The sequence below is a fragment of the Desulfitobacterium dichloroeliminans LMG P-21439 genome, from assembly GCF_000243135.2.
GTDB lineage: Bacteria > Bacillota > Desulfitobacteriia > Desulfitobacteriales > Desulfitobacteriaceae > Desulfitobacterium > Desulfitobacterium dichloroeliminans.
Map to the genome: position 1 here is coordinate 3,163,208 of NC_019903.1, position 26,411 is coordinate 3,189,618.

30 protein-coding genes are annotated in these 26,411 nt (G+C 44.4%); 6 read left to right on the forward strand and 24 right to left on the reverse strand.

All coding sequences use genetic code 11. The annotated features are described in order from the left end of the window. Window positions 1–250: 250 nt before the first annotated feature. The 17 genes from DESDI_RS15070 to DESDI_RS15145 form a co-directional block, all read right to left on the reverse strand. Complete coding sequence (locus DESDI_RS15070) at window positions 251–1,258, reverse strand: 2-hydroxyacyl-CoA dehydratase family protein (RefSeq protein ID WP_015263472.1); 1,008 nt, start codon at window positions 1,256–1,258, stop codon at window positions 251–253. Window positions 1,259–1,354: 96 nt separating this feature from the next. Beyond that, window positions 1,355–2,215: a glutamate racemase gene (murI, locus tag DESDI_RS15075; protein ID WP_015263473.1), complete on the reverse strand. Its 861-nt coding sequence runs from the start codon at window positions 2,213–2,215 to the stop codon at window positions 1,355–1,357. A 217-nt stretch (window positions 2,216–2,432) separates the two neighbouring features. Then, window positions 2,433–2,993: an HD-GYP domain-containing protein gene (locus DESDI_RS15080; protein WP_015263474.1), complete on the reverse strand. Its 561-nt coding sequence runs from the start codon at window positions 2,991–2,993 to the stop codon at window positions 2,433–2,435. Window positions 2,994–3,155: 162 nt separating this feature from the next. Then, a complete protein-coding gene (locus DESDI_RS15085) occupies window positions 3,156–3,632 on the reverse strand; it encodes a MarR family winged helix-turn-helix transcriptional regulator (RefSeq protein WP_015263475.1) in 477 nt (158 codons plus the stop codon). 160 nt (window positions 3,633–3,792) lie between these two features. Beyond that, window positions 3,793–4,290, reverse strand: a complete 498-nt coding sequence (locus tag DESDI_RS15090; RefSeq protein ID WP_015263476.1) for a pyridoxamine 5'-phosphate oxidase family protein — start codon at window positions 4,288–4,290, stop codon at window positions 3,793–3,795. A gap of 62 nt (window positions 4,291–4,352) precedes the next feature. Beyond that, window positions 4,353–5,417 carry an Ldh family oxidoreductase gene (locus tag DESDI_RS15095; RefSeq protein ID WP_015263477.1) on the reverse strand — a complete coding sequence of 355 codons (1,065 nt, stop codon included), beginning with the start codon at window positions 5,415–5,417 and terminating at the stop codon, window positions 4,353–4,355. After that, the gene (locus DESDI_RS15100; RefSeq protein ID WP_015263478.1) at window positions 5,386–6,141 is read right to left on the reverse strand and encodes a FadR/GntR family transcriptional regulator; all 756 of its coding nucleotides are present in this window, start codon (window positions 6,139–6,141) and stop codon (window positions 5,386–5,388) included. Before DESDI_RS15100 ends, DESDI_RS15095 begins: the two co-directional genes overlap by 32 nt. Window positions 6,142–6,298: 157 nt before the next feature. Beyond that, window positions 6,299–6,751 carry a tripartite tricarboxylate transporter TctB family protein gene (locus DESDI_RS15105; protein WP_015263479.1) on the reverse strand — a complete coding sequence of 151 codons (453 nt, stop codon included), beginning with the start codon at window positions 6,749–6,751 and terminating at the stop codon, window positions 6,299–6,301. Then, window positions 6,744–8,255, reverse strand: coding sequence for a tripartite tricarboxylate transporter permease (locus DESDI_RS15110; protein WP_015263480.1), 1,512 nt, complete (start codon window positions 8,253–8,255; stop codon window positions 6,744–6,746). The genes DESDI_RS15105 and DESDI_RS15110 overlap by 8 nt, the downstream gene beginning before the upstream one ends. 72 nt (window positions 8,256–8,327) lie before the next feature. After that, on the reverse strand, window positions 8,328–9,311 hold the full coding sequence (locus DESDI_RS15115; RefSeq protein ID WP_015263481.1) for a tripartite tricarboxylate transporter substrate binding protein: 984 nt from the start codon (window positions 9,309–9,311) through the stop codon (window positions 8,328–8,330). A 366-nt stretch (window positions 9,312–9,677) separates the two neighbouring features. Further along, complete coding sequence (locus DESDI_RS15120) at window positions 9,678–10,832, reverse strand: UxaA family hydrolase (protein ID WP_015263482.1); 1,155 nt, start codon at window positions 10,830–10,832, stop codon at window positions 9,678–9,680. Then, a complete protein-coding gene (locus DESDI_RS15125; RefSeq protein WP_015263483.1) occupies window positions 10,822–11,118 on the reverse strand; it encodes a UxaA family hydrolase in 297 nt (98 codons plus the stop codon). Before DESDI_RS15125 ends, DESDI_RS15120 begins: the two co-directional genes overlap by 11 nt. Before the next feature lie 16 nt (window positions 11,119–11,134). Further along, a complete protein-coding gene (larAH5, locus tag DESDI_RS15130) occupies window positions 11,135–12,427 on the reverse strand; it encodes a nickel-dependent malate racemase, LarAH5 family (RefSeq protein ID WP_015263484.1) in 1,293 nt (430 codons plus the stop codon). A gap of 125 nt (window positions 12,428–12,552) precedes the next feature. Beyond that, on the reverse strand, window positions 12,553–13,707 hold the full coding sequence (locus DESDI_RS15135) for a UxaA family hydrolase (RefSeq protein ID WP_015263485.1): 1,155 nt from the start codon (window positions 13,705–13,707) through the stop codon (window positions 12,553–12,555). Continuing rightward, window positions 13,697–13,993 carry a UxaA family hydrolase gene (locus DESDI_RS15140; protein WP_015263483.1) on the reverse strand — a complete coding sequence of 99 codons (297 nt, stop codon included), beginning with the start codon at window positions 13,991–13,993 and terminating at the stop codon, window positions 13,697–13,699. Before DESDI_RS15140 ends, DESDI_RS15135 begins: the two co-directional genes overlap by 11 nt. A gap of 302 nt (window positions 13,994–14,295) precedes the next feature. Then, window positions 14,296–14,439 (reverse strand): hypothetical protein, encoded by a 144-nt coding sequence (locus tag DESDI_RS17955; RefSeq protein ID WP_156801144.1) that lies wholly within the window; start codon window positions 14,437–14,439, stop codon window positions 14,296–14,298. A 270-nt stretch (window positions 14,440–14,709) separates the two neighbouring features. Beyond that, window positions 14,710–15,402, reverse strand: coding sequence for a GerMN domain-containing protein (locus tag DESDI_RS15145; RefSeq protein WP_015263487.1), 693 nt, complete (start codon window positions 15,400–15,402; stop codon window positions 14,710–14,712). Window positions 15,403–15,642: 240 nt separating this feature from the next. On the opposite strand from DESDI_RS15145, the gene DESDI_RS15150 reads away from it, so the two are divergent. Further along, window positions 15,643–16,467 (forward strand): LytR/AlgR family response regulator transcription factor, encoded by an 825-nt coding sequence (locus tag DESDI_RS15150; protein ID WP_015263488.1) that lies wholly within the window; start codon window positions 15,643–15,645, stop codon window positions 16,465–16,467. 146 nt (window positions 16,468–16,613) lie between these two features. Here DESDI_RS15150 and spoIIR read toward each other — a convergent pair whose 3' ends face one another. Next, complete coding sequence (gene spoIIR, locus DESDI_RS15155) at window positions 16,614–17,306, reverse strand: stage II sporulation protein R (RefSeq protein WP_015263489.1); 693 nt, start codon at window positions 17,304–17,306, stop codon at window positions 16,614–16,616. 277 nt (window positions 17,307–17,583) lie between these two features. Between spoIIR and DESDI_RS15160 the strand changes: the two genes are divergently transcribed. Further along, window positions 17,584–18,318 (forward strand): ZIP family metal transporter, encoded by a 735-nt coding sequence (locus tag DESDI_RS15160; RefSeq protein WP_015263490.1) that lies wholly within the window; start codon window positions 17,584–17,586, stop codon window positions 18,316–18,318. Window positions 18,319–18,355: 37 nt separating this feature from the next. On the opposite strand, the gene DESDI_RS15165 is transcribed toward DESDI_RS15160, so the two are convergent. Next, on the reverse strand, window positions 18,356–19,042 hold the full coding sequence (locus DESDI_RS15165; RefSeq protein WP_015263491.1) for a GDSL-type esterase/lipase family protein: 687 nt from the start codon (window positions 19,040–19,042) through the stop codon (window positions 18,356–18,358). A gap of 177 nt (window positions 19,043–19,219) precedes the next feature. On the opposite strand from DESDI_RS15165, the gene DESDI_RS15170 reads away from it, so the two are divergent. The 4 genes from DESDI_RS15170 to DESDI_RS15180 are packed head-to-tail and all read left to right on the forward strand — an operon-like array spanning window position 19,220 to window position 20,700. Beyond that, a complete protein-coding gene (locus DESDI_RS15170) occupies window positions 19,220–19,726 on the forward strand; it encodes a YlbF/YmcA family competence regulator (protein WP_015263492.1) in 507 nt (168 codons plus the stop codon). 23 nt (window positions 19,727–19,749) lie between these two features. After that, window positions 19,750–19,875: a hypothetical protein gene (locus DESDI_RS18445; protein WP_015263493.1), complete on the forward strand. Its 126-nt coding sequence runs from the start codon at window positions 19,750–19,752 to the stop codon at window positions 19,873–19,875. Window positions 19,876–19,891: 16 nt separating this feature from the next. Continuing rightward, on the forward strand, window positions 19,892–20,488 hold the full coding sequence (locus tag DESDI_RS15175; RefSeq protein ID WP_015263494.1) for a hypothetical protein: 597 nt from the start codon (window positions 19,892–19,894) through the stop codon (window positions 20,486–20,488). Continuing rightward, a complete protein-coding gene (locus DESDI_RS15180) occupies window positions 20,488–20,700 on the forward strand; it encodes a hypothetical protein (protein WP_015263495.1) in 213 nt (70 codons plus the stop codon). Before DESDI_RS15175 ends, DESDI_RS15180 begins: the two co-directional genes overlap by 1 nt. Window positions 20,701–20,804: 104 nt before the next feature. On the opposite strand, the gene DESDI_RS15185 is transcribed toward DESDI_RS15180, so the two are convergent. The 5 genes from DESDI_RS15185 to mutY all read right to left on the reverse strand — a co-directional run bounded on the left by DESDI_RS15185 (window position 20,805) and on the right by mutY (window position 26,346). After that, window positions 20,805–21,803 carry a hypothetical protein gene (locus DESDI_RS15185; RefSeq protein WP_015263496.1) on the reverse strand — a complete coding sequence of 333 codons (999 nt, stop codon included), beginning with the start codon at window positions 21,801–21,803 and terminating at the stop codon, window positions 20,805–20,807. Window positions 21,804–21,932: 129 nt separating this feature from the next. After that, window positions 21,933–22,835, reverse strand: a complete 903-nt coding sequence (locus DESDI_RS15190; protein ID WP_015263497.1) for a cell wall hydrolase — start codon at window positions 22,833–22,835, stop codon at window positions 21,933–21,935. 323 nt (window positions 22,836–23,158) lie between these two features. Continuing rightward, a complete protein-coding gene (locus DESDI_RS15195; RefSeq protein WP_041219532.1) occupies window positions 23,159–23,497 on the reverse strand; it encodes a MazG-like family protein in 339 nt (112 codons plus the stop codon). 24 nt (window positions 23,498–23,521) lie between these two features. Continuing rightward, window positions 23,522–25,135 (reverse strand): S41 family peptidase, encoded by a 1,614-nt coding sequence (locus tag DESDI_RS15200; protein WP_015263499.1) that lies wholly within the window; start codon window positions 25,133–25,135, stop codon window positions 23,522–23,524. A 20-nt stretch (window positions 25,136–25,155) separates the two neighbouring features. Further along, a complete protein-coding gene (gene mutY, locus DESDI_RS15205) occupies window positions 25,156–26,346 on the reverse strand; it encodes an A/G-specific adenine glycosylase (protein WP_051015726.1) in 1,191 nt (396 codons plus the stop codon). Between the last annotated feature and the right edge of the window lie 65 nt (window positions 26,347–26,411).

The following is a 26,411-nucleotide window of genomic DNA, read 5'->3' on the forward strand; positions in this document are numbered from 1 at the left end:
ACTAGCTTTAGCTGGTAGAAAATCTAAATCAAAGCATCCTAGGATTTTGCTTTACGGAGGTGAACGACTTCTAAGCGAGCAGGAAACAAAACTTCGCGAAAAGTACGGCGTGGAGACGGGTTGGAAACAGGACGTTTCCAACAGCCCACTGAGCAGGAGCGAATTGGGCTGGCACCCGTCGGAACAGAGTACTTGAGCGATTAGTTTTGTCCGCGCAGCTTACCGAGTGAACCCCGTAAAGCAAAATCCCCTACTCACGCAGCATCTGAATGAAAGACTCCAACCTCATTTTACTCCGGGCATCTATACCTGTGGGATTCTCACCCTCAAGATTCATAATAGGATATTCGAGTCGTTTGCGCACGATCAAATCTTCAATCTGGCGATAACAGAAGCTCTGAGTGTAGTGGATGATGCCATCCAATTCTCTTCTTTCCGCTTCCCGAGCCACATCCTCAATTCGTCCAAAAACATTATAGGGGTAGGTATAAAGTTGGTATTGCTCCACAATATCTTCCGTCGCAAAAGGCATACTAAATTGCCTTTGCACTTCATTAAAAACAACCCTTGCCCCATGGTCCTCTAAAAAATTATAGAGATCCGGCATAATGGGCGGAACACCCATAAAGCCAATCCGCAGTTCTCTTTTCCTACGCCCTTTAAACTTGCTACTCAGAGGCTCCCGCCCCTTAGCCTCCGCAATGAATTGCTCCATTTCCTGAGCAAAGCCTTCCGGATTTCCGTTAAAATCGGAACAAGAGACCAAGCAAAGGTGATTTTCAAAACCACTGACCTTATTCTCCTCCCAAGTAAGTCGGTCAATTTCCCAAGCAAGCTTACGGACCTCGTCCAAGCGCCGCTTTTGCTCCAGCACTTTATCCCATGAGGTTCCTAAGGCTGTAATCAACTTCTCCAGTTGCAGCACAAGCATGTCCCGATCTCGATCATAGGGAAAAGCAAAAGGAATAATCCCGATGCCATGCTCTGACCAAGTCTCCATCAAAGCATGGGTATTGCTACAATCCCCTTGGGTTACAGCCACAATCTTCTTAATCTCCGGATTCTGTAAAGCCGTAGCATACAAACCCTTAATCCACCCACAAACACTCCGCGGATACCCCGCTAGCTCCGCTTCTTCAATCCGGCGCATGGCTTCTACAGGATCCGAAATAAATATATTATTTAGATCCACCGGGGTATCCCCAGCCGCATAAATGACCTCAACAGGCACCGTTGTCGTTAAACCAATTTTACTCATCTTATCTAAAGCCCCTTATACAAACTTAAAGCCATTATAGCTCTATCTTACTTATTATCCTAAAACGAGTGCAAAGAAATACCAAGTAATTTAGAATTAAACGTCCCAACTGACTTGCTTCACATCATGAATCTGCCCAGGAAGCAAGGTATTACCCACCTGCTCAAACAGTGCCGGATCCCCACTAACAAAGAATCGATGCCCATCAAAACTCTTTTCATTATCAAGCTCTAGCTGCAGAAGTACCTCTTTCAATTCTTCAACCATCGCTTGGGCAGGGTCCACTAAAGTAATCCTATCTTCCATTATTTCTCGGATAACCGAAGCTAGAAACGGATAATGGGTGCAGCCCAGGATGAGAGTATCCACCTCCGCCTCTTGAATCGGAGCTAAATAAGTACGAGCAATCCCCTTTGCCTCCGGCGAGTGAGAGAGGCCCGCTTCCACTAAAGGAACAAACAGCGGACAAGCCTGGGCTCGCACCACTTCAATCACTGCCTTCTCCATCTGCCACCCCTTACGTAGCTCATCCTTTTCCGGAAAAACTCCCTTTGTTAAAACTCGTTTCACCGCCGAAGTATAGGCTTTACTGCGAACTGTCGCCTCGGTGGCAATCAGGCCAATTTTACCGTTTTTTGTTGCCCGTACTGCTGCTCTCGCTCCCGGCTCGATGGTCCCGATCAAAGGCAGGTTAAATTGCTCCTTCAATACAGGAAGTGCATTGGCTGAGCTGGTATTACAAGCAATTACAATCGCCTCAGCACCCTGATCGATTAAAAAGGATATAATCTCTTCACCAAAACTGATCAACTCTTCCCGACTCCGATTCCCATAAGGAACCCGAGCCGTATCACCAAAGTAAATAATTTGAAGTTCCGGAAGCTGCGCTAAGATTTCCTTCATGACCGTCAATCCGCCCACGCCCGAATCAAACATCCCAATCACATGCTGTTTCATATCAAAAAACGCCTCACTTTATCCATAGCAGGTATAACAAAAGCACTGCTTTGGCACTTGTTATCCCTGGGCGACGGTAGCTGCCCTAGTTGTATTATACTATCAACCGATAAAAACTTAAATTATCTTGCTTAAAAAATAGTGGCCCATATGTTACTCGGGTAAACAAAAAGAACGTGGTGTAAAACCCCGTTCGTTGGTCTTTGATTATTATGTTTTAAGCAATGAGCCGGATAAACTCTTCAGCCAATTTGGGGTGGAACTGCTTACCGCGCTCAGCCTCAATGATGCTTAAAGCCTGTTCCTTAGACATGGCACTACGGTAGGGTCGATTCGATATCATTGCATCGTAGGCATCGGCCAAAGAAATGATCTGAGAGAGAAATGGAATCTCCCTGCCATTGATGCCTGCTGGATATCCAAACCCATCAAAACGTTCATGATGATTAAGGATAACCTCCGCCACGTAGAGCCATTCAAGATTTCCGTCTGCTCGATCGAAGATTATCTCTGCTCCCCAAAGAGGGTGACGCTTTATCACCTTAAACTCCTCAGCTGTTAAGGAAGTAGGCTTAATCAGAATCTCATCCGGCACTCTAATCTTCCCCAAATCATGCAAGGGTGCTGCAATACTTAAAATCGCCAACTCATCGTTGGTTAATGTTAGGCTTCTACCAAGAAGTACCGCATACTCAGCTGATTTGCTACAGTGACAGCTAGTCAAAGGGTTCTTCTGCTCAATCCATCCAATATACTCATTGATCTTGCAACTTATCATGCCGATAATCCAACCTCCTTAAGTGACGCAGTTTTATGCCGAGGCGAAACCAATTTTTATGCCGAGGCGAATCCATCGACTCGTAATGTATTCGGATTATTCGACACTTCATCATTAAAAACCTTTGTAGCGCACTTAAAAACCAGGACTTCTTTACAAATCTTATATTTTCACGTTCTCCAATTCAACCGGATTTGCCTTATCGATACGCTCGACTCGCTCTATTAAGCGTTTCAGACTTTCCAACATCGTTTCATGCTCTTCAGAGGTATATTCGGTCAGCACCTCTTTTAAAAAGCGATAGCGTTCATTCATGACGACCTCTACAGTTTTCCTCCCTTTAGCAAGCAGATGCATCCTGACAATCCGTCGATCCCTAGCATCACGCTTCCTCTCCACTAACCCAAACCGTTCTAAGCGATCGGCTAAATCAGTGGCCGTGCTGCAAGCAGTAAAAAGATGTTTCCCTAAATCACCCATAGTCAGTGGTCCAAACTCATACAAGGCTAATAAGGTATTAAACTGAGGATTTGAAATTCCCATTTCGGCAAGCAGAGCTTGTCCTCTGCGAGAGATTACAGTATTTGAGCGACGAATATCCTCTTCTAATTCTCTACTCAACTCTTCATTGATTTCCATTCCCCAACCCCCTCATGATGGACAAATATTGCCAATTTTCACTCTATTTTTTTACCATTTTAGCATACTTCCACTTAAATGAACATGCCCATAGGTTAACTTTTTGAAAGAGTTTCGGAGTTGGGATGCAGCCCGGATGAATGGCTGAAGAGAAGGGCGATCAAACGCGCTGCTGGGCAACATTTCTTTTCTTCCCTGTCAAATGTGTAACTTTTAATCTAAGCAGGGACGTATTCGGTACAACTTTCTCCTGAAAATGGTAGTTTGGGTCTTCACACACATTATAGTGTTTAAGCAATGTGTACAATGCCTCAACCTTTTGATCATCACCCAAATAATCTATCACACCCGTCCCCATTATGCTTTCAAACTCCATAGTACACTCACAAGCACCCACTTGTTTACCAATCACAATCCCATGGGTACATTCCATTACAAAAGCGACTTTATTATTCTTCTTTATCAAGTCGTGCTTTTTACCTACGTTAGAACCGTGAAAATACAGAATGACATCAGAGCCTTCGACATGCATACCAAAGTTCATCGGAACCACATATGGATATTCCTCATCCAAAAAGGCTACATGGCAAACCTCACACGCCTTCATGACCGTGATGATTTCGTTAAAACTTGTTATTTCTCGATCTGCTCTTCTCATACTATCAGTCCTCAAATAGTATTTTGGTTACTCGTCTATTAGAAATTTAGCAACAAACCATCTTAATAAGATTGGCAACCTAGAGGTTCGTTTAGTGTCGGGATGCCTAGATTTTCAGCTAACGCATTTAATTCCTGCAACAATCCATCAGTAATCGGTATTCCCTCATTCTTCCGTTTCTCTGCGGTCACTTGTCGCCTCTCGCCGGGAATTCTGATCTCATGAATACCATCCGCCCTCGGAATTTCCTTAATTTCACAAATCATGTTTCCCAATCTTTGGGTATATTCCTCAACGGGCAAAAGCTTTGAAATATCCATTGCCATAAAACTATGTCCAATATTTACAGAATCACTTCTCTCATCATATATCCATCCCACATGAGTCCCATATGCAGAACCACTGATAATTCCCGACATCACCTCGCCTGCCAAAGCCAATGCATAACCCTTCGCTCCGCCAACAGGCAATACCGCACCATCGAGAGCATCCCTAGCATTCGTTGTGGGGTTTCCATATTTATCAATAGCCCAGCCCTCTGGAATAGGCTTATTCTCCTTTGCTGCTAAGATAATATTACCACGCGCAACTATTGATGAAGACATATCAATAACAATAGGATGATCAGAATTTGGGAATCCGTAAGATATTGGATTGGTTCCAAAGTATGCAGTTCTACCTCCCCAAGGAGGAATAGCACTAGGCGAATTCGTATAAGCCTGCCCGATCATTTGATGCTCTGTTGCCATTTTGCAATAGGTAGAAGCCGCGCCAAAATGATTACTGTTCTTAGCAGTAACAAAACCAATACCATACATCTTTGCTAAATCGATGGCAATATTCATTGCCCGATATGCAACTAATTGACCAAGCCCGTTATCTCCGTCCACGCTAGCTACAGCAGCATTGATATTTTTTCCAATATTAGGTTTGGGGTTGATGCGTCCATTTAATAAACACTTCAGATAAACTGGTAAGCGGCTAATCCCATGGGTATCAACTCCCTCTAGGCTCGTATCCACCATTATGGATGAAACGATTTCAGCATCAGCTACCGGCACGCCACTTGCTTCTAACAGACGTTTACAAAAATCATCAATCACCTGACAAGCAAACACCTGACTCATTCTCGCAACCTCCCTCTGATCCAGCCCCCTCCCCATGGGCGCTCGAATGGATATCTTTTTCCACGGTTTCTATGTGTTTTATCATGTTCTGAAACGCCAAATCGGGATCACGCTGTTTAATCGACTCATAAATCGCTTCATGCTCTAAAACAGATAGATATTGACGTCCGGGAATTTTAAAGCTACTGTCTCTGATTTCTCCGGTTAAATCCAAGATGTTAATCATCAGCCGCTTGAGGACTTTATTACCCGATGCTTCAGCAACCTTAAGATGGAATTCCGCATCAAGTAAAGTAAGTTTACCATCACTCGCGGGGCCCAGCTCTTTACCCCTCTTGACGATCTTCCCGAGCTCTTCGATATCCTTATCAGTAGCATTTTGAGTACACCATAATGCCGCATACCCTTCTAATATTTCTCGAACCTGAAATATTTCTTCAAAGGTACCTAGGGATATCTGGAGCAATGATGCTAATCTCGATGCATCTTCATCCACTTCATTAACATAAGCCCCTAGACCATGGCGAATCGTAACCATACCCAGTCCTGACAGAGTCTTCAACGCATCGCGAACCACTGTTCTGCTCACTGAAAACACATTACACATTTCGCGTTCGGAAGGCAACTTATCGCCTGGCTTAAGTTCACCATTACTTATACTTTGTACTACTTGTTTCACAATTTCCTCGGATAGATTACCATGTGTTTTAACTGGTTCAAACAAAATCAATACCACCCTTACAAAACTCTCCGGTAATATATAATACCACTTAAAATAACAAAGAGGCAATAAACGACTTGTTTTAAAGTTTATTGCCCTCTATGACCATTCCTAATATTCAGTTCTAATTTTATTCGTCTTATTCAGACCATACTTTCTACTAGAATAATATACCTTCAGGGGTTGGCACTTTAAGAAGTACTGTAAATAAAAGATACAACATTACTGTTAGGAACAAAGCAAACCCAGCTGATATACCGATAGCTCTAAGGTTTAGACCCTTTTTACTTAAATACCAGGAACAGAGAGCAAGGAAGAAAAACGTTGATACATAAAACCCAATAAAGTAAATAGCTGCTACATAAATAATCGATGCGATAACAATAACAACGCCCTTAACCTTATCAAAATCCACTTCAGCAACTTGTTCAGAAGCTTTGGCAGTTACGACTCCGCGAGCAAGTAAAAATACTCCAATCAGGGCAATACAGACTTCTAGCACTTGGGGATAAAGGTTAGCATCCGGACTCAAATTCTTGCCTTGAACAAAAAACATTAGTACTACAACCAAACATGCTAAACCAGCTATAATATCTGTCCTACTTTTAGTCATTTTGATTCGCCTCCTTTTTCGCAAGCCGTTTACTAACCACATATGGTGAAAATATAGAGGCCAAGGTTAAAATAATCAAAATGACGGAGATTGCACTTCCAAAGAAGCCACCGAATACAGAGCCATCTGCTGTTCCCAACGCGATAGCCTTAGTGAAATTATCTTCAACAATAGGTCCAAGAATGATACCTAACGCCATCGTTCCTACATCAAGGCCAACTCGATCGCCAAAATATCCAATGAGACCAAAAACGAGCATTACAATAACATCAAGCATGCTATTCCTGATTGCATATGAGCCAATAGCAGCTAATGCGACGATTGCCACGCCAATATAAGGAGTAGGGATATTAAGAATTTTCGCAATCCCCTTAATCAGGATTGCACCAATAATCACCATAATAACATTACCGATAATAAGAGAATTGATAAATGTATAAGCTAATTCACCATTCGTTTCAAATATCTTAAATCCGGGCACAATTCCGTGAGCTAACAAGGCACCCATAATGATAGCTGCTACAGCACTACCGGGAATCCCCAGTGTCAACATAGGAATTAAGCTACCTCCAATTACTGCATTATTTGCCGTTTCACTCGATATAACGCCTTCCATGCAACCTTTCCCGTACTTGCTACAGTTTTTATCCCAACGTTTCCCTTCATTATAGGAAATAATTGAAGCAATTTCTCCACCAGCCCCAGGTAGGATACCAATAATTGTACCAATTAAAGATGACCGCAGGAGGTTAGCCTTACATTTTGAAAAAGTATAGCGCAAAACTCGGAATATAACGCCTTTTTCTTGAGTATAAGAAGCAATATTTTCATTACTACTACCCACGAGTCTAATTACCTGGGAAAAAGAAAACAAACCAATCATCGCCGGAATGACTTCAATTCCTTGAACAAGAGTGTAATTTCCAAAAGTAAAGCGCGGGGCTCCTATAACCGGATCTAAGCCTATTGTTGCAATTAACATGCCCAAAGCAGCTGCAACGAGCCCTTTGGCAACGTTGTTTTGTGACATAGCTGCAATTGTACTCAAGCCGAATATACATAGCCAAAAGAATTCTGCAGCCCCGAACATTAGCGAAAATCTAGCCAAGGGTCCAGCGAGCAGCAAGAGAAATATCGCACCGATAATCCCTCCAAAAGCTGATCCCACTAATGCTGTGTTTAATGCCTCTGGAGCCTTACCATTTTGAGTCATTGGCCATCCGTCAAAGGTAGTCGCAACGGAAGAAGGAGTTCCCGGAGTATTAATCAGAATCGCTGAGTTTGAACCGCCATAAATTGCACCTTGATATATACCACCTAGCATTATTAAGCCACTTATCGGATCCATTGCAAATGTGACAGGGACCATCAGGGCGACTCCCATAGTTGCTGTCAAGCCTGGCAGTGCACCAATAATAATACCCCCGCCAATGCCCGCTATCAAAAGGAATAAGTTAAAAGGAGAAAAAATATTAACGAGGCTTGGCAGCAAATATTCTAACATTAGGTAACCTCCTTTTTAGAAGGGGGCGAATATATATCGCCCCTAACACAATTATGTCATTTGCCAATTTACTTAAATTAACCCAAACTTCTTGAGTAGGTTCTCAGCTTTTGTATTTTGGCCGAAAACAAATTTTTCAAATTCTTCACCTGACATATATTCCATTGGCTGTCCAGCCTTCTTCATATCCGCAATATATTCTGGGTTCTCATTGATCTTCTTGAATGTATCGCGTAAAAACTGAAGCGATCCAGCATCTATCCCTTTAGGAGCAACGAAACCACGACGAATATCAGATACAACATCAATTCCCTGGTCTTTTAGGGTCTTAACGCCTGGTAAGAATTCATGCTCTTTCTCGGCTGCGATTCCGAGAACATTTATCATATCCAAGCTGCGCATTACATCATTTACATTACCGATCATAATATCAAGTTCGCCACCTAAAAGAGCAGCATTCTGATCAGCGGCACCCTTATAGACAATTTGGGCAGGTTCTATGCCAGTCTTTTCCTGAAGTTCGAGGAGCATTAAATGATGGCCGGTAAACGTCCCCACAATACCCACCTTTAATTTCCCAGGATTCGCCTTTGCATAGTCTATAACTTCTTGAACTGACTTAAATTGACTATCTTTTTTAACTGCGATTACTTGCGGGTCATTAACTACCTGACAAATATAATCAAAATCTTCAATTTTAAACTGAGCTCCTTGACCCATCGGCTGAAGTACCATGTGAGGTACGTTAACCCCGCCTATCGTGTATCCATCTGGAGTAGATCGTGCTATTTCTCCAAAACCGATAGCTCCACCTGCACCTGTTTTATATTCAAATACCCAAGGTTGTTCAGGGACATACTGATTCCAATACTTTTGCATAAGACGTGCTTGAACATCACTAGAACCACCAGCACTAAAAGCTATTACCATATTAACAGGTTTGCTAGGATACTTTGGAGCATCACCGGAGCTCGACGATTTGCTACACCCAGTAAGCACTAACGATACCATTATTAGTGTAGCAGCAAGTGTTAGAAAAATTTTATTTTTTTTCATAACCTAAAATAGCCTCCCTTATTCTTTCTCAATTTGAAACGTTACCTATTATGTAAATACTCTTCTGAAGTTTCGCACCCCAAAAGTACAATCCACACCCAGCTGCTCTTAGCAATTTCTCTCGCTTGAACAATGATAGAGATCGATAAAATTAAGAGGTAATATTTTGTTTGAATTTCCAAACTACTACAGCTCTTACCGTCACCCCCTTTGCTGGATATCTCCAAATGTTTTTTTTCACTAGGTATTAGACACCTTTTTAATGGATTTATATTAGATGCTAAGTGCTTCTCTGAAAGAAGCACTTAGCTTAATACGTTCCGTATCCCTTATCTGGGCAAAACCATTATATTCTTTTTAATTTAATTAAGCGCTGGGATAGAGACGAGTCAGAACAAATTCCTTATGATTGAGCACTTCAGCATCGGTTAGACAACCACGTGAAGTTTGTACTGCACATTCCATCACTTTATCAGCTGCCTGATCGAGAGTCAGTTCTCTACTAAGTACACCACTGATGTCCACATCGATATGCTCAACCATAAATTCACAAGTCTTCGGATTTGCAGACATTTTAATTACAGGCTCAATCGGATTACCAACGATATTACCTTGACCTGTGATGAAAATATGGAGGGTTGCTCCTGCAGCCATCATTAGTGTGATACATTCAGCTGCTGCTGCTGAGGTATTCATGAAATAGCGTCCTGGTTTCGTAGGTTCTTCAGCCATTTCCAACAGACCAATAATAGGGCTCTTACCCGCCTTTTGGATATTACCCATGGCCTTCTCTTCAATCGTTGTTAAACCACCGGCAATATTGCCTTGGGTGGGTTGGGTGCCCAAAAGATCGGCTCCCTTGGATTCAATCATATCCATATATTCTTTATGGACTCTTAAAAACTCTTGACCAAGTTCAGGCGTAGCAAAGTGTTTAGCAAGAATATGCTCCCCACCCGTTGTTTCAGGGGTTTCCCCAAAGATAACCGTTCCGCCCATTTCCACCAGACGGTCACCGACGACACCTGCGACTGGGTTTCCAGCGAGTCCAGAAGTCGTATCGGATTCACCGCATTTGAAGCTCACTACAAGATCTTTTAATTCGCACTCGACTTTTTCTAAGGAGGTAGCATATTTTACATATTCATGCGCTTTTCTGGAAGCCATTTCGATAGTTTTCAGGTCACCATAACCTTCGATACCGAAATAAGATACCGGTTTGCCGGTCTCGGCAATGCCATCAGCAACTCGTTTTGCCCAGTTTTGCTCAATACCAATGACCACGACAGCCGCTACGTTGGGATTACGTCCTGCTCCAATGATCGTTTTGAAATGCAGCTCAAGGTCTGCTCCGAATTGAATACGTCCATAGGGATGAGGAAGTGCTAACGTTCCAGCAATATTATTGGCAACTGCCTCACAAGCTGCATTGGATAAATCATCGACGGGAAGAATAAGAACATGGTTACGTATTCCGATACGTCCATTGTCGCGGCGATAGCCTAAAATCTTAGTTTCCATAGTCCCACCTCGCAGTCTTTAAGTTATGTGTATGGACCCAGTCCCCTACCTTAATATCTTCGGTGACTTTACCTACATTCTCACCATATTTTATTAGGGTCTCACCCTTCTTCTTGCCTTTTAGAGCAATTTTGTGTCCCAATTGAATATCTTCGTTCGATTTAACATGGAATTCTTTTCCGCTATGAATGTCCACACCCATGACTTCCTCGCCGGCTTTAATATCAGCAACAGCGACACCAACATCATCTTGAGCTTCATGTAATAAGAACTTATGGCTACTCATCATGTTTCCTCCTTAATTAAATCTCGATTGAATCCTCGCTACTATCATCCCTTATTATAGGAATAATAGAGTTAGCATGGGTTAATACTGTTATTTTTAAATTAGCCGAAGAATTAGGAATAACTTCATCAATCGCTTCTTGCAGGCTCTTAGTAACCTTTATCATCAGTGTTTTTGCCAATTCTGGAGATACTTTGTCAGATACTAAGATTGTTTTCGCTTTTAAGAATGTTCTAGCCCAAAGATAAGCTTTATGTGGACCGATAACAAATTCTTTTTCTTTAAAAGAAGACACAACATCTGACAGATCATCATATATGGCCATTGTCTCTTCAAAACTTTCTTCTCCAGACCCTTCAACACATTGAGCCACTAATATGATAGTTCCTCCTGGCTTAACCAGCTGTAACGCAGGCGTTAAAGCCTTCTGCGCTTGGTATGCATTGATATCTTTCGGAAAACCTCCTGGTGATGCAATGACAATATCAGCTAAACTCATCGATACACCAAAAATACTCTTAGCAAATTCAACCGCAACACGATGGGCCGCTACGGGATGACCAGCGACAGCTTTAATGACCTTTTTTTGGGTATTAAGTACGACATTGACAATCATATCTACACCAATAATCCGACCACAATCCTCTAAATCCATTCGCGCAGGATTTCCTTCCATATGCCCCAGTTCAGCACCGGGTTGAAAAAGCCGGACATGATTTCCTGTAATCGTCTGTCTTCCACCCAAGCCAATAACTGCACCTTTAACACCGGCTGTAAATCCCATAAATTGATGAGCATCAACCATTCCGGTAACGATTTTATAATCTGCCTGAGCAAAATATTTATTAACGTATACCGGAGTCCCTAAGGGAGAGGTACCCAAAAAAGTTAAGCTAGCTTCATCGTCTGCATCGTGAGGAAGAACCTGTTTCACTCTTTTTTGCAGTTCCTCACCAACTATATAAATCATTTCTTCCCGGGTTGCAGGATGATGCAATCCGCCACCCACAAGCACTGTAATTTGGTCTCCATAGATTCCAAATTCAGCTAACCAGAGTAACAGCTTTTCCAAAATGAGGCGAGAAGGCACAGGACGAGTCATATCACTCACAGCGATAGCCACTGACTTTGCGTTTCTAAGTTTATCAAAATTGATATCACCTATTAAATTCAGCAAAGCTGTAGAAATTTGTTCACCGGCTTCAATACTAGGCTCTACCGATTTTAATCTACCGTATACACAGTCAATATCATCTGGTATTGAGCAAGATTGTGTCCCATGCCCATAAGGCACTTCAATTGTCTTCACACTACCACCTCTGCCTCACTTATAGTTAAAATTGCATCTGCATCCCCATGGATTGTGACATTTTTCCCTTTTATGTCTTATAATTCGCAAAATAACGGCACATTCCTCTAATGGAATTACAAAATTTAAGCGCTGGGATAAAGACGAGTCAGAACAAATTCCTTATGATTGAGTACTTCGGCATCGGTTAGACAACCACGTGAAGTTTGTACTACACATTCCATCACTTTATCAGCTGCCTGATCGAGAGTCAGTTCTCTGCTCAGTACACCACTGATGTCCACATCGATATGCTCAGCCATAAATTCACAAGTCTTCGGATTTGCAGACATTTTAATTACAGGCTCAATCGGATTACCAACGATATTACCTTGACCTGTGATGAAAATATGGAGGGTTGCTCCTGCAGCCATCATTAGTGTGATACATTCAGCTGCTGCTGCTGAGGTATTCATGAAATAGCGTCCTGCTTTCGTAGGTTCTTCAGCCATTTCCAACAGACCTATAATAGGGCTCTTACCCGCCTTTTGGATATTACCCATGGCCTTCTCTTCAATCGTTGTTAAACCACCGGCAATATTGCCTTGAGTTGGTTGGGTGCCCAAAAGATCGGCTCCTTTGGATTCAATCATATCCATATATTCTTTATGGACTCTTAAAAACTCTTGACCAAGTTCAGGCGTAGCAAAGTGCTTAGCAAGAATATGTTCTCCACCCGTTGTTTCAGGGGTTTCCCCAAAGATAACCGTTCCGCCCATTTCCACCAGACGGTCACCGACGACACCTGCGACTGGGTTTCCAGCGAGTCCAGAAGTCGTATCGGATTCACCGCATTTGAAGCTCACTACAAGATCTTTTAATTCGCACTCGACCTTTTCTAAGGAGGTAGCATATTTTACATATTCATGAGCCTTTCTGGAAGCCATTTCGATAGTTTTTAGGTCACCATAACCTTCGATACCGAAATAAGATACCGGTTTGCCGGTTTCGGCAATGCCATCAGCAACTCGTTTTGCCCAGTTTTGCTCAATACCAATGACCACGACAGCTGCTACGTTGGGATTACGTCCTGCTCCAATGATCGTTTTGAAATGCAGTTCAAGGTCTGCTCCGAATTGAATACGTCCGTAGGGATGAGGAAGTGCTAACGTTCCAGCAATATTATTGGCAACTGCCTCACAAGCTGCATTGGATAAATCATCGACGGGAAGAATAAGAACATGGTTACGTATTCCGATACGTCCATTGTCGCGGCGATAGCCTAAAATCTTAGTTTCCATAGTCCCACCTCGCAGTCTTTAAGTTATGTGTATGGACCCAGTCCCCTACCTTAATATCTTCGGTGACTTTACCTACATTCTCACCATATTTTATTAGGGTCTCACCCTTCTTCTTGCCTTTTAGAGCAATTTTGTGTCCCAATTGAATATCTTCGTTCGATTTAACATGGAATTCTTTTCCGCTATGAATGTCCACACCCATGACTTCCTCGCCGGCTTTAATATCAGCAACAGCGACACCAACATCATCTTGAGCTTCATGTAATAAAAACTTATGGCTACTCATCATGTTTCCTCCTTTAAACTTATTATCACTTATTTAGGTGGTATGTTGTATGTGGTATTACCACTAGGATCAGTTTATATGATTCGCGATAATCTGTCAATATGTATTTAAAATTTTTTTCACTAATTATAGTTTTATTTCTATACCTCTTAAGCATCAGAGGAAGCCAGTATGATTTTGAATTATCAGTCTATAAATTAAGGTAATCCATCGCATAATTTATTTCAATTTTACATTTTTATGCACTCGTTTTATTATTAGCTTAATAGTTTGGAGGGGGAATTTATATGTTATCTACTTTATTAATCATCATAGGAATCGCCATCTATGGCTCGCTTGCCGTGGGTGTAGTTTCTTACAATACTCACTATAATCTGAAGTCTGGAGCTGTTCCAAACAAAGCCATTATCGCTAGCAAAATTCGTACTCAGCCCGAATACTCTCATTCAATTTGTGCTCGTTGATAGTACTTTACAAGCAGATATTTAGTATTACAAAGAAAAACGTCCTAGCCTGGACGTTTTTCTTTGTAACTCTTCTTCCTCGAATAAAGATTAATACTGATCAATGCAGCATGGGCTTATAAAAATATTTTGAAAATTACCCTACACGAATCCATCATTTTATATTATAATATTTTAAAGCAACTACACCGCTGTTCTTTTTTATCCAAACAATGAAACGCAGTTTTATATAGCGGAACGATTTGCCCAACCCTAACTGGTGGTCACGGGAGCTGAGAAAATATTGATAGAACTTGGCGAATCCGCAGGGTTAGAATTTTGGGGCGAAATCGGGGAGACTATATTACTACTATCCCCTGTGACCGCTCCTCCACCTAGCACCAAGCCCTCTCGGTAAGATAAGCGGGTCACATCAAGGCTTCCCAATTGGGTTAAGGCTTTTCCTTCGATCCTAAAAGTAACTTCCCGGACCGTTGGAAATTGGGTCAAGGTATTGACGAGACCATAGACAGCTACTTCTTGATTGACATTCCCATAGACTTGGGTAAACTCTCGGCTTAAATCCACAATCGCCACTCCATCCTTTATGGCTATATCCACTAAGGTCGTGGCAGGATCCACTGCTCCTTGAGTAGATCCTTGAACTGCAGGTCCCATCAGCCATTGATTCACAGTTTCGCGAGCTAAGCTCAAGGTTTTGGGAATGCTCCGCTCCTCCTTGATGAGCACCTTGCCGGTGGCATCCGGGAAATATAGACTGATCATCTTGCCATCGCCAAGATTGCTTGTAGCAGGAATCGTCGTCTCTTCATTGTTACCCCCGATCCAATCAGCCAAAAAGGAACTCTCACTATCCTCTTTTACCAATGTTTGCAATGTTCCACACCCTCCAAGCAGGGCGGATACAATTAAAAGCACTCCTAAGTAGAGAAAGTATTTTCTCATTTTCATTCCTCCAATCCAACTTCCCATTCCTCTACTTAATGCTATGCTTTGTCCGAGAAAATAGTACAGGTCTACCAGCAAAATTCTTCGAATCCATTGATTCTTAGCTCAGATGGAAGTTTTACGGCTGGTAGTCATCAGAAAAATTTCTCTTCGAGAAGCAGGAATCTTCAATTATTATCAGAATAGTATGAAAAGTAGTTAATTCTTGCTTTTCACCCGCAGAAAGGAGTGGAACTCTTGAAATTACGTGCTTTATTAGTCGACGATGAGTCTCCCGCTCGTAAAGAGCTACGCTACTTACTCCAAGACTATGCGGATCTTCAGATTATCGGTGAAGCAGCCAACGCAATTGAAGCTTTAGAACTCATCAATAATCTCGATTACTCCGTGGTCTTTCTTGATATCGATATGCCCGGTCTCAAAGGAATCGATCTCGCACGCCAGCTCAAGGACAAAAAAGATGCTCCGGCGATTATCTTTATCACGGCCCATGAAGAATTTGCAGTTGATGCATTTTGTGTGAACGCCTTAGACTACTTGCTAAAGCCCATCAATACGAAGCGACTGGATCAAGCTATAAAAAAGTTATTTGTTCTGCACGGAGCATTAAATGGTTCGGCAGCTGTGCCAACCACAGAGCACTCCCTCTCATCAGAACTGAGCGATCCTGAAGTGAGTACCCAAGCCCAGCCCCCAAAGCCCTCGACCGAAAACGGTACCGCCCGTGCCATGGAAGTCATTCCCGTGGAGCAGCGCGGCAAAACCATCCTCTTGCGACCAGAAGAGATTATCTATATCTACACCGATAAAGACAATGTTTTTGCCAAAACACAGAAAGAATCCTACCTTACTCGTTTTACCCTCAGAGATTTGGAAGCACGCCTTAATCCCAATCTATTTTTCCGTACTCATCGCTGCTACCTAGTCAATATCAAACGCATGCGCGAGCTCGTTCCTTATTTTAATGGCACCTACTCCGTTGTGGTCGATGATCACGAGCGCAGTGAAGTCCCCGTAAGCCGCACCCAATCCCGCAAATTAAAAGAAATTCTTGGTCTCTAATAGGAATTCCAGCTGATTGAATAAAGCCCCGCCCCTTATGCAGCGATACCGTTCTATCGCGTCATAGGGAGCGGGGCTCTACTTATTGTAATTTTTTACAAAGTTGCTTATTAGACTAATCGCCATAGTCGTCTATAGGGCAAAGCTTAAGAAAATATATTCCTGAGCTTCTCTACTATCCAAAAACGGACCCGCCGTTCCGAATTCTCGGCTACGGGAAGAGTATCAGAAAGGGTGTTGCCTTCGTCATAAGGGATTCCTACTTTACCATCGACAGGTTGGGCCGTTGAATGCTCGATATCCACGAAGCAAAGGGGAGGAAATAGCACACACCACCAGTTTGAACCCTTTCCCTCGCCAATCACTACCCGCACTGCCTCATACTCTCCCGCCGGTAGAATAAGTGAGCCATAAGACTTCGTTGGGAAAATAAAATCGCCATACTCCGTATTTACATCATAATCTTTTTGCCATGCCCCGATGACCTCTCGGCTAATCTCTTCCATCACCGGGCGCAAGCCAGTTAAAATTTGGCGTGACTCCGCCAAAGTCTTGGACTGGGCAAGCTGGGGAGAGACTTCTTTAAGAATCGCATCCCTGACCGCGCGCTTGAGTGCTTGGTCCTCATCAGAATCGGAATTAGCCACCACATGAAAACGAATAAGCTCTCGCCAATTCTCTGCGGCCTGGGTTATTTCGAGCATGTCCTTTGCCTGCTCTACAGAGCGAGCATAAGCAAATGAGGAATGAAAAACTTCGATTTGAAAAAGAACCGTTAAGATTAGAACTAGTATTGTCCCTGCTATCTTTGGATAATCAGCACATTGAGTATCCTTCACCCTAAAACCCTCTCTTCTCTCAGAACATCCATCTAACTCCATTATGTCCAGAGAGGGGCAGGGTTTAGACATATGATTGCTAAAAAATGTACTTATTTAGCCAAGAGTGAAAAGGGGTCTGCGAAATGGGGTCCCGCCTCGTTTTTCACCTTCTAACCTTATGCTTTTTTTCATACTATCAGTACTAGCAGACTTTCATTTTCCATCAAGCAGCTTGATTGCCTATCCTACTCTCAAAGGAAACACACTTAGATATACTTCATGGGAGGAATACGTAATGCAGGATTGGCTCCCCATCCTTTGGGTTAGCACCGTTGCAGGGCTTGCGACAACTTTAGGAAGTGTACTGGTATTAATCTTTGGTCGCCCCCAAGAGCGTGTACTCGCTACCCTCTTAGCAGGGTCCGGCGGGGTCATGCTTGCAGTGGTCTCTTTGGACCTGCTACCCACAGCTTGCCAAATCGGTCCCTTAAAGCAGGTTATATTCGGCTTTGCCCTCGGCATCATCTTTATGAAGATAGCCGATCATCAACTTAACTCTTCTTCTCCCTCTTTACCGCTTTCCCGCCAACAAAAGCTGAAGCGGATCGGTCTATTAGTCGCTGCGGGGATTGCCCTCCACGATCTCCCAGAAGGGATGGCTATCTCGGTGGGGCAAGAAGCCACCGGGGAACTTGGGTTTCTCATCGCCCTAGCCATTACCTTGCACAATCTCCCGGAAGGGATGGCCACGACAGCGCCACTGAAAATGGCCAAAATCAAGGGCTGGAAAATTCTCCTTTTAAACTTCGGCATCGCCTTTTTCACTCCCCTTGGCGCTTTGATCGGTTTATTCGCTATGGATAGGGTGCAAAATTCCCTGTCTTTCTTCCTCGCTTTAGCCGGTGGGGCCATGTCCTTCTTAGTTTTCGCCGAACTCTGGCCCCTTTCCCGCGAACGTCACCCTCACTACGCCTTACTAGGCGGGGCCATTGGTTACATCCTCTTTGCTCTCATCAGCCTACTGCATTAGAAAGACCCTCGAGCGTAGCTTCACGACCCATAGCCTCTTAACGCAGTACGCGAGCTGCGTACTCCCCCATAAGTTTATAGCCGGTATCCGTGGGATACTTACCATCTTTGGATAATCCCTCTAAATATTTATTATCCGCATCCATCAACACAGAGGCAAAATCCAAGACAAGGATATCGTTCTCCTTGGCATAGTTCTTTTCCCATTCACGATATTCCTTAATCAGAGATTGTACTCCCGTATACGGCAAAGGTAAGGCCAGAATCGGAGTAATATGATTGCTTTCAGCCTTATCGACCATAGCCTGAATATATTCCTGATAGGTTTCCATGGGAATATCCTGAAGAGCATCGCCATTACCGGAAAAGATAATCACCCGGCCAGGCTTTTCGTTCAGCACATCCGTTTCAAATCGAGAATAGAGATCCTGCACATTCTGAAAGGTCTTACCTTTGTTCACCACCTCTACCTGCAAGGCTTCCCGTAATACTGCAGGCCAAGCCTTTTTTGAATCGCCCGGATAGCCATAGGTAAAGGAATCCCCCAGTGTCACAATTTTAGTATTCACAAGTGGGGGAGGGGTAGTATCTTCTTGTTGAGGAGAAGTGACAGCTTGCTCGCCGGTCTGATTATCCCATAGCCCCAAGAAGCCAGCAATCACGACAAGCACACTAATAAATACTGAAAACTGAATCAAGCGTATTTCAATCCGATACGTCCGCATATTTCTGTCATCCCCCTTAACGAAAACATCTAATGAAGGATTATTCTACGAATCTCTCCTCAATCCCTCCAACTTAAAGAGAATTTCTGCTGTGTAGAGCTCCTCGAGGTTCCCTCATCACCTTCAGCACCTGCTATGCATACTTTAGTGTTAGGAAGCGAAGGAGGTGCCCTATTAATGAGCTACATTGACAAGGCCAGAGAACTCGGGGAAGCTCTAGCCCAAACCCACGAAGTACAAGCTGTTCTAGCTGCAGAAGCGGCCATCAAAGCTGATTCGGAAGCCAGCGAAGCGTTTCTTCAGTATCAAGAGAAAGAACGACAAATCGTCACCACCCAAATGATTAGTAAGGTCATTCCGGAAAAGGAAGCTCTGGCTCTTATCGACCTTAAGGTTCGTCTTTTGAACAAATACCCACTGATTCGCACCTATTTTCAAACCCAACAGAGCTTTGAACGGGTTATGGCCATGGTTAATCTCACCATAACCACCACCATTCATGGTATGCCCAGCGTTGATCAGCTTCCCTTGCCTGATGAAATCAAAAACATGGCCCAAAAAGTGCTCGACAGTGTGGGGGGCGGCAAGCAAACGAAGACCTTAGATATTCCTAAGGATATGAAGCTTCCCCCAGGTCTAAAACTGCCACCCGGCTTAAAAATCCCCGGCCTAACCGATGATTGATAATTAATCAGGGGGAACCATCTATGCCACCGAACAATTATTGCGGCCCCCAATTTAAAAATGAGATAACCCATCCCATTACCCTTCTGGTCTTTCTCATCGTGCTCGCCATCGGAGGATTCCTCATCCTCAACACTTGGTTTATGTAGAGAGGATGTGAGTGATTTGGCAACATCAACTGAATCCATCCCTACTCCGCCTATCACTCCCCTTTCCTTTTCCTTGCTTATTTCCAGTCCCATTCGACGCAATATCCCCTTCGCCCCGGTTACTGCTGCCATACTGCCCTTGGCAAAGGTAAAACTACCCTATGCCAACCTCGTCGTGGCCGCCTTAGATATCTTTACAGCATTCTTGACCAAGCGCTTCCCCCATGAAGCGACATCTCCCCAACGCCTTCCCCCGGAAAACTATCCCGTGACTCTGACCTTAGCCCAGCTCGCCGAGCTTATCCAAAACTATTCCCAAGGTCAAGGCACTCGCCTTAACCCTACCCCGTGCCGACCCGACCTCCGGGTTGCCTCAAACGAGGATGAGCCCCTTTTTCCAGATCATCTAAGTGTCTCCCTCTTCGTGAGTGGCCCCCTCGATGGTTTTGACGGAACACCGGATTCCTCCTTCAATGTCCCCTTATTTTCCATCCCCGGAGTCCCGGGAAATCTTATCATTGCTGTGATCACTCTAATCGCTCAATTTCTTCTCGAGCAAGCTAATGTGAATGGCTCCACCGGCACGCCCGCCTCTCAGTGTCTAAGGAGGTAATGTCTTTGAATAGTCCAGCGAACAATTCAGCCTTCGTCTTCACCTCGCCACCTGCCGGAGCCGGCTTCATTGCCATTACTCTTTTTTTCCTCATTGTCTTTTCCGCTAACCCGATTCTGAATTCAGCTACCCTGCGCACCCTAGGCATTGCCGTTACCCTAAGTGTTTTAGGGTTTTTACTTATTATCCTAATGATCCTGTTCTTATTTTGATTAAATAAAAAAGTCTCGCCAAATAGCGAGACAGTGAATCAAGGATATTCAGCTGCAATTGGATCAGTTATATCCATCTTATTACTAGCCGATTACGGTACAAATTATTCAAGGGCACTGTCAGCAGAAATACTACCTTCCACCGCGGGTTCTAAGCTACTTAAAGGTAGTTCTGTTGTGGGCGCAATGGTTGCCCCTTCTGAAGCAACTCCTTCTACACTTCCCGGGGAAGCGAAGCGTCTTTGAATCAATCCGGAAACCTTACCCCACACAGACCCGCCCGCTTTCTTGATGGGAGTAAGGAAACGAATAGGACCAGGGGATTGTTTCACCTGTAAGATAATCGGGCCTTGGGGGACATGACCCAATTGCTGGGGACTTTCCACGGAGATGACGACCCGACTATAATGGGCCAAGGGAACCTGACTACGGAACTGAGCTTGATATACACCATTACCGACGGGCCTTAAGATACCCGCCAAGAAACCGGTTTGACCTTTACTATCCACAAGATAAGCTGCATAAGTTCCGGGACCGCCCCCAATCAACGTGCTTGGCGAAGGTAGATTGGCTATACAGGAAAATACATTATCGTTGGAGATGGAGGCAATACCATTCGCATTAATCCCTTGTTGAGCCGCCTCTAAGAACAATTGCCGGGGTTGCATCCCAGGAGCCCCCGGCTCACCCCCACCACCTAAGAATGAGAAAGGTCCGACGCCCATAGCTCCCCCTCCTTGAGGTATCCCTTGCTTATGGGGCTTGGCACCAAAGAAACCCCCGCGGGAGTTGTTGATTTGCCCATCCTTTTGAAAAAAGCCCCGTTTCTTTAGTTCCGAGCCCAAATTATTGCGAATAGATCCCCCGGGCGTCATCCCGGGGCCATTTATAGGGGGTTGACCCATATAACTATAACCGTTTGGTGGTCCATAGGTATATCCCCCGCCAGTGAACATCGGTGTATTTCCGGTCGGGCCCCATCCTGGGCTTTGGCTAGGCGGCATCCCACCCCCAGGCATTCCCTGGTAGGTGTCCATCCGGCGCGGTGCTCGTGGATCCATCTGTCCAAAGGATCCGCTACCCTGATTCCACGTATATCTCACATTTTTCCCTCCCGACGACAAACTTCTCTCCATAGAATATGAACATCCGAACTATTTTGTGTTCCTACTTAGAAGAGAATAAGCCTGTCTTGCTTATGCAAAACAGGCTCTCTCGATTAAATCAAACAATTAAATGCCAAAGGTATGATTCCCAATGGTTCTTACCACAGGGCGAGTCTTAATCCAGCGATCTGTCGCCGTTCTTGGGTTATAATAATAAATCGCTCCTTGGGTCGGATCCTCACCCATTAAGGCAACCTCCGCTGCTCGATAAGCACTTTGGTTAGGGGTAAGATGGATTTGCTTATCGATGACGGCAGTAAAAGCACCCGGTTGATACACCACATCGTGGATTGTGTCCGGAAAACGATCATCCTCAACCCGATTGAGTACTACGGCCCCTACCGCAACTTGACCTTCGAAGTCTTCGCCCCGCGCCTCAGCATGGATTACGCGCGCCAGCAAATCAAGTTCTTCTTGAGTCACAAACGCCCTTCCTCGGGATGGATCTGCTGTAGCCGAGTAGATGATGACACCTGAGGCAGGAACCCATATTTTTTGGCCGGCCTGGACATAATTCGGCTTAGCAATCTTATTGAGTCTTACTAGTTCAGCCGTTGTTGTCTGGTACCTATGAGCAACTTCCGAGAGAGTTTCACCCATCTGGATGGTTACTAACTGTGCCCCACCCTTTAAGTCCAGCTCATAAGACGGCGAGGTCGATGTATTAGTATCCATATTTTGATCGTTGACCTTTTGTGTATTTGTATTACTGATCTGAGTATTACTAATCTGCGCATTACTAGCCTGAACATTACTTTCTTCTTGAGAGCTCTCAATTACATGATCTTTCTCAGCTTCATCTTTAACCGCATCCTTATCTTCATCTAGGAACTGGATATCAGCTATTTCAAACGTAATCATACCTAATTCTCCATTGACTGGGTAAACCATCCCTTGGCATAAAAACAATGTTACGAGCAACCAGCCCAGGAAAATTGCCGTGGTTTTTCGGCTTCGTCGGAGTGGCAAACAAAATCACCTCTTGAATTCATTAACTAATTCTTAGCTTCAGATGGTGTTTGCCTAGAAGGCATGCTTACTCTAACTGAAGCTTAGAAGAACCTATCCAGAGACGTAGCAACCGTTACTCCCATTTGTGGAACATGGGACTCTTACGGCTGATAGTCATCGGATAAATTATTTCTAGTCTTTCCCAAGTTCAGTGATTTTTATAACACAAATTCATTTTTATGGTAAAAAAGGCACAAAAAGGCCAATATCCGACCCCCGAGAGGTTAGATATTGGCCTTTTTCAATCTTTCCTTGTTTTTGACTATCGGTTGCAAATGTTCTTAATCGCAATACCCTTTCTGCTTAAGCTTCTTGACATGCTCCTCGAGAATTTTCTCAATATCTATTCCATACTGTTCCTCTAAGACAAACATCATGGTCACCGCTGTTTGAGCCACATCGATCAGCTCCTGAGCCACCATATGCATAGCTTCCGCTTCTTCAATCCTTAAGAGTTCACCATTGAGCCCACGAAATTTGCCAATGGCCTGCGCCAACTCACCCGACTCTTCCATGATTTTTAGCGCCGTACTCTCTAAAGAGGGACTAAGCCGATTTAAACGCGGCAGGGTCACTGTTTTCGAGTGACACAGAACGGAATCCCCCCTACTCTTTTCCATCATTAACACTCCCACTTCACTGTCTTACTTAGTTTTAATTAGGGTGAGAACTCCCTCGCGCAGGGTCGCTCCCTCCTGATCCTCAATCCCTTGATGGGTAATCAACCAATAGGTTTTTCCTGATTCCATCGGCTCCACTGGGCTAACCAGAACGGTCCGATCGTCCTTGGCCTCGAATTTCACAGGGATGCGTTGCCCACTCTCACTCTCCACGAGCTCGATCGTATCTTCAGTGACACTTTGAAAATTGATGGGTGCCGTGAATCGAATCGTAAAGGTTTTATCTAAGGGCATATCCCTTAATTCACTCATCCCCTTATATCCGGGGTAAAAAAGTGGCCACACTGCCTTCTGTTCAGTAATAGAGAACTCCTTCCAAGCCGACCCACTCCGCCAAGTCAGCCCGCCGGGAGGATTGTTGCCTTGGATAAATTCCCGATAGGTAGACCAGTATTCCGGAGTTCTAGCTTGCTCAAGGGGTACCTCCCAATCCTTCCCTCCGGCAGTAAATTGCACAAGGTCCGAATTAAGCTCACCCTCGCCATCATCCCGTGTATATTTCTCCAGCATTAACTCGGCCAGCAAAACCGGATCATTCTTGAGAATCTCGACATCGGGAAGAATTCCTACTTCGTTGATTTCCTTGCCAAAGGGAGAATAAAACTTGGCCACGGTAATCTTTAGTACATCCCCATTAGTGAGCTCATATAAACTCTGGACAGAACCTTTGCCGTAGGTTGTCTCACCCACCACCACGGCCTTCTGATAATCCTTGACAACCGCAGTTAATATCTCTGAGGCACTGGCACTATTCGCATTGGTTAAAAAAAGCACAGGTTCGGTAAAGATAAAATCTTGCTTTTCGCCCTTGTAAGGAGTGAACTCTTGCGAGCTGTCCTTGGTTTGGAGGGCTGTTTGTTCACCGACAAAATATCCGGCCAAACCTAAGGCTGACGTTAGATACCCTCCCGGGTTATTCCGCAAATCCATAATCCAAGCATCAGCCCCTTGAGCCTCTAATCCCTTGACGACCTTCGCAAAGGTCTCCTCAGTCGTCACCCCAAAGGACTGAATTGCTACATAGCCAATATCTTCATTGAGCATTTCGCCGGTGACGGTGGGCACCTCAATGGCCCGCCGCTCAACCCTTATATTCAGGCGCTCCTCTCCCCGTAGCACCACGATATCAACACTGCTGCCTGAGGGTCCCTTGAGAAGGCCCGTGGCCACCTCCTGGGGAAGACCGGCCAGACTCTGCCCGGCTGCCTCAATAATAACATCTTCCGACTGGAGCCTCACATCCTCCGCCGGTGAGCCCTCAATCACCGAAACAACCTGTAAACCCCGCGGTACCAGCTCAATATACACCCCAATCCCTGAAAAACTCATGTCCATAGAATTGAGAAAATCCTGATACTGCGCATTGGAGAAAAAGACGGTATGAGGGTCCTCTAACCGCTTCAGCATCTCATCAACAGTAGGTGCGTCAAGCACTTCGGCGTCAACTGGCTCCACATATTGATTCTCTAATAAAGAGCGCACATCTTCTAAGGGACTTGCCCAAGCTTGAACCGGCGCAGATATCCCAATAATCAATGCCAAGGCGGATGTCGCCAACATTCTTCTTACTCTAAACATATCTTTTATCCCCCTTATCTCTAACAGGAATTCGACACAGATTCTGTGATTCCTGTTGCGGTGGACCAGATCTTCTGAAAGGCCACCGGAAGAGCGATGCGCTCCAGCTGCGATACATCCAACCAACAGGTCCTATCTTCAGACCCAAGATAATCTGAGGATGACTCTCTAATCGTTTGCTCTGAATTATGAACATCTAGACTTTGACCGGCATCTAGATTAAGGACTACCCAATACATCTGCCAACGTCGATGGCTGAACGTATGGACTAAGGGCCCTTGTACATTCGTTTTGGCCTGAAGCAGCTCTTCGACGATTTCATCATAAGAACGGTCAATCACCTGTGTTTTATAGAGATCATACCAAGAATAATCTGCTAGGGAGTCGAGGATGAGTTCTTCCCCCGGAAATTCCCACAGATTAGCCAGCAGCCCTTCCGAAGGTCGTTTCTTCAGAAGAACTCGCCCCTCGCATACTAGGATTAGAGTTGGCCGAAGGACTTCCTTAACCTTCTCACGACTCTTTTTCACCGGGTAGACAGTAGGATTACCTAAAGAATACCCCTGACAATCAACCTGCAGTGGGCATAGTTCGCATTTTGGATTCTTAGGAGTACACACAGTCGCCCCAAGCTCCATCAATCCTTGGTTAAAGTCCCCCGGACAATCCGCAGGCAATACTATTTTTATGTACTCTAGAAAAAAACGATAAGATTTAGCCTTATCTACATCTTCTTCCCAGCGCAGGAGGCGGCTCAACACCCTTTTGACATTCCCATCAATCGCTGGGACACATTCCCCATAAGCAATACTAGCAATAGCTCCGGCAGTATATTCACCGACTCCGGGGATCATAAGCAGGGAAGCAAAGTCTTCCGGCATTCTTCCCCCTGTTGTCCTCACCACATAGCGAGCACCCTCCCATAACCGTCTGGCACGAGAGTAATACCCCAGCCCACGCCATAGCTCCTGCACCTCTTCTTCACTGGCTCCGGCCAAAGCAAAAACATCCGGAAACCGCTCCATAAACCGTTGGTAATAGGGGATCACAGTGATAACCTGAGTCTGCTGAAGCATCACCTCAGATACCCATATGGCATAAGCACACTTTGACCTTCGCCAAGGCAAATCCCGCTTGACCCGTCTATACCAGCCCACAAGGCTGGGAGCCCAATTATTGAATCTTATATGAGTATCTATCTCGTTTTTCATCTGTGGTTTCATCTCAGCTCCTATCCCAGCTCTCTTCCCAGTTCTCTCACTGTTCTCTTCACAGC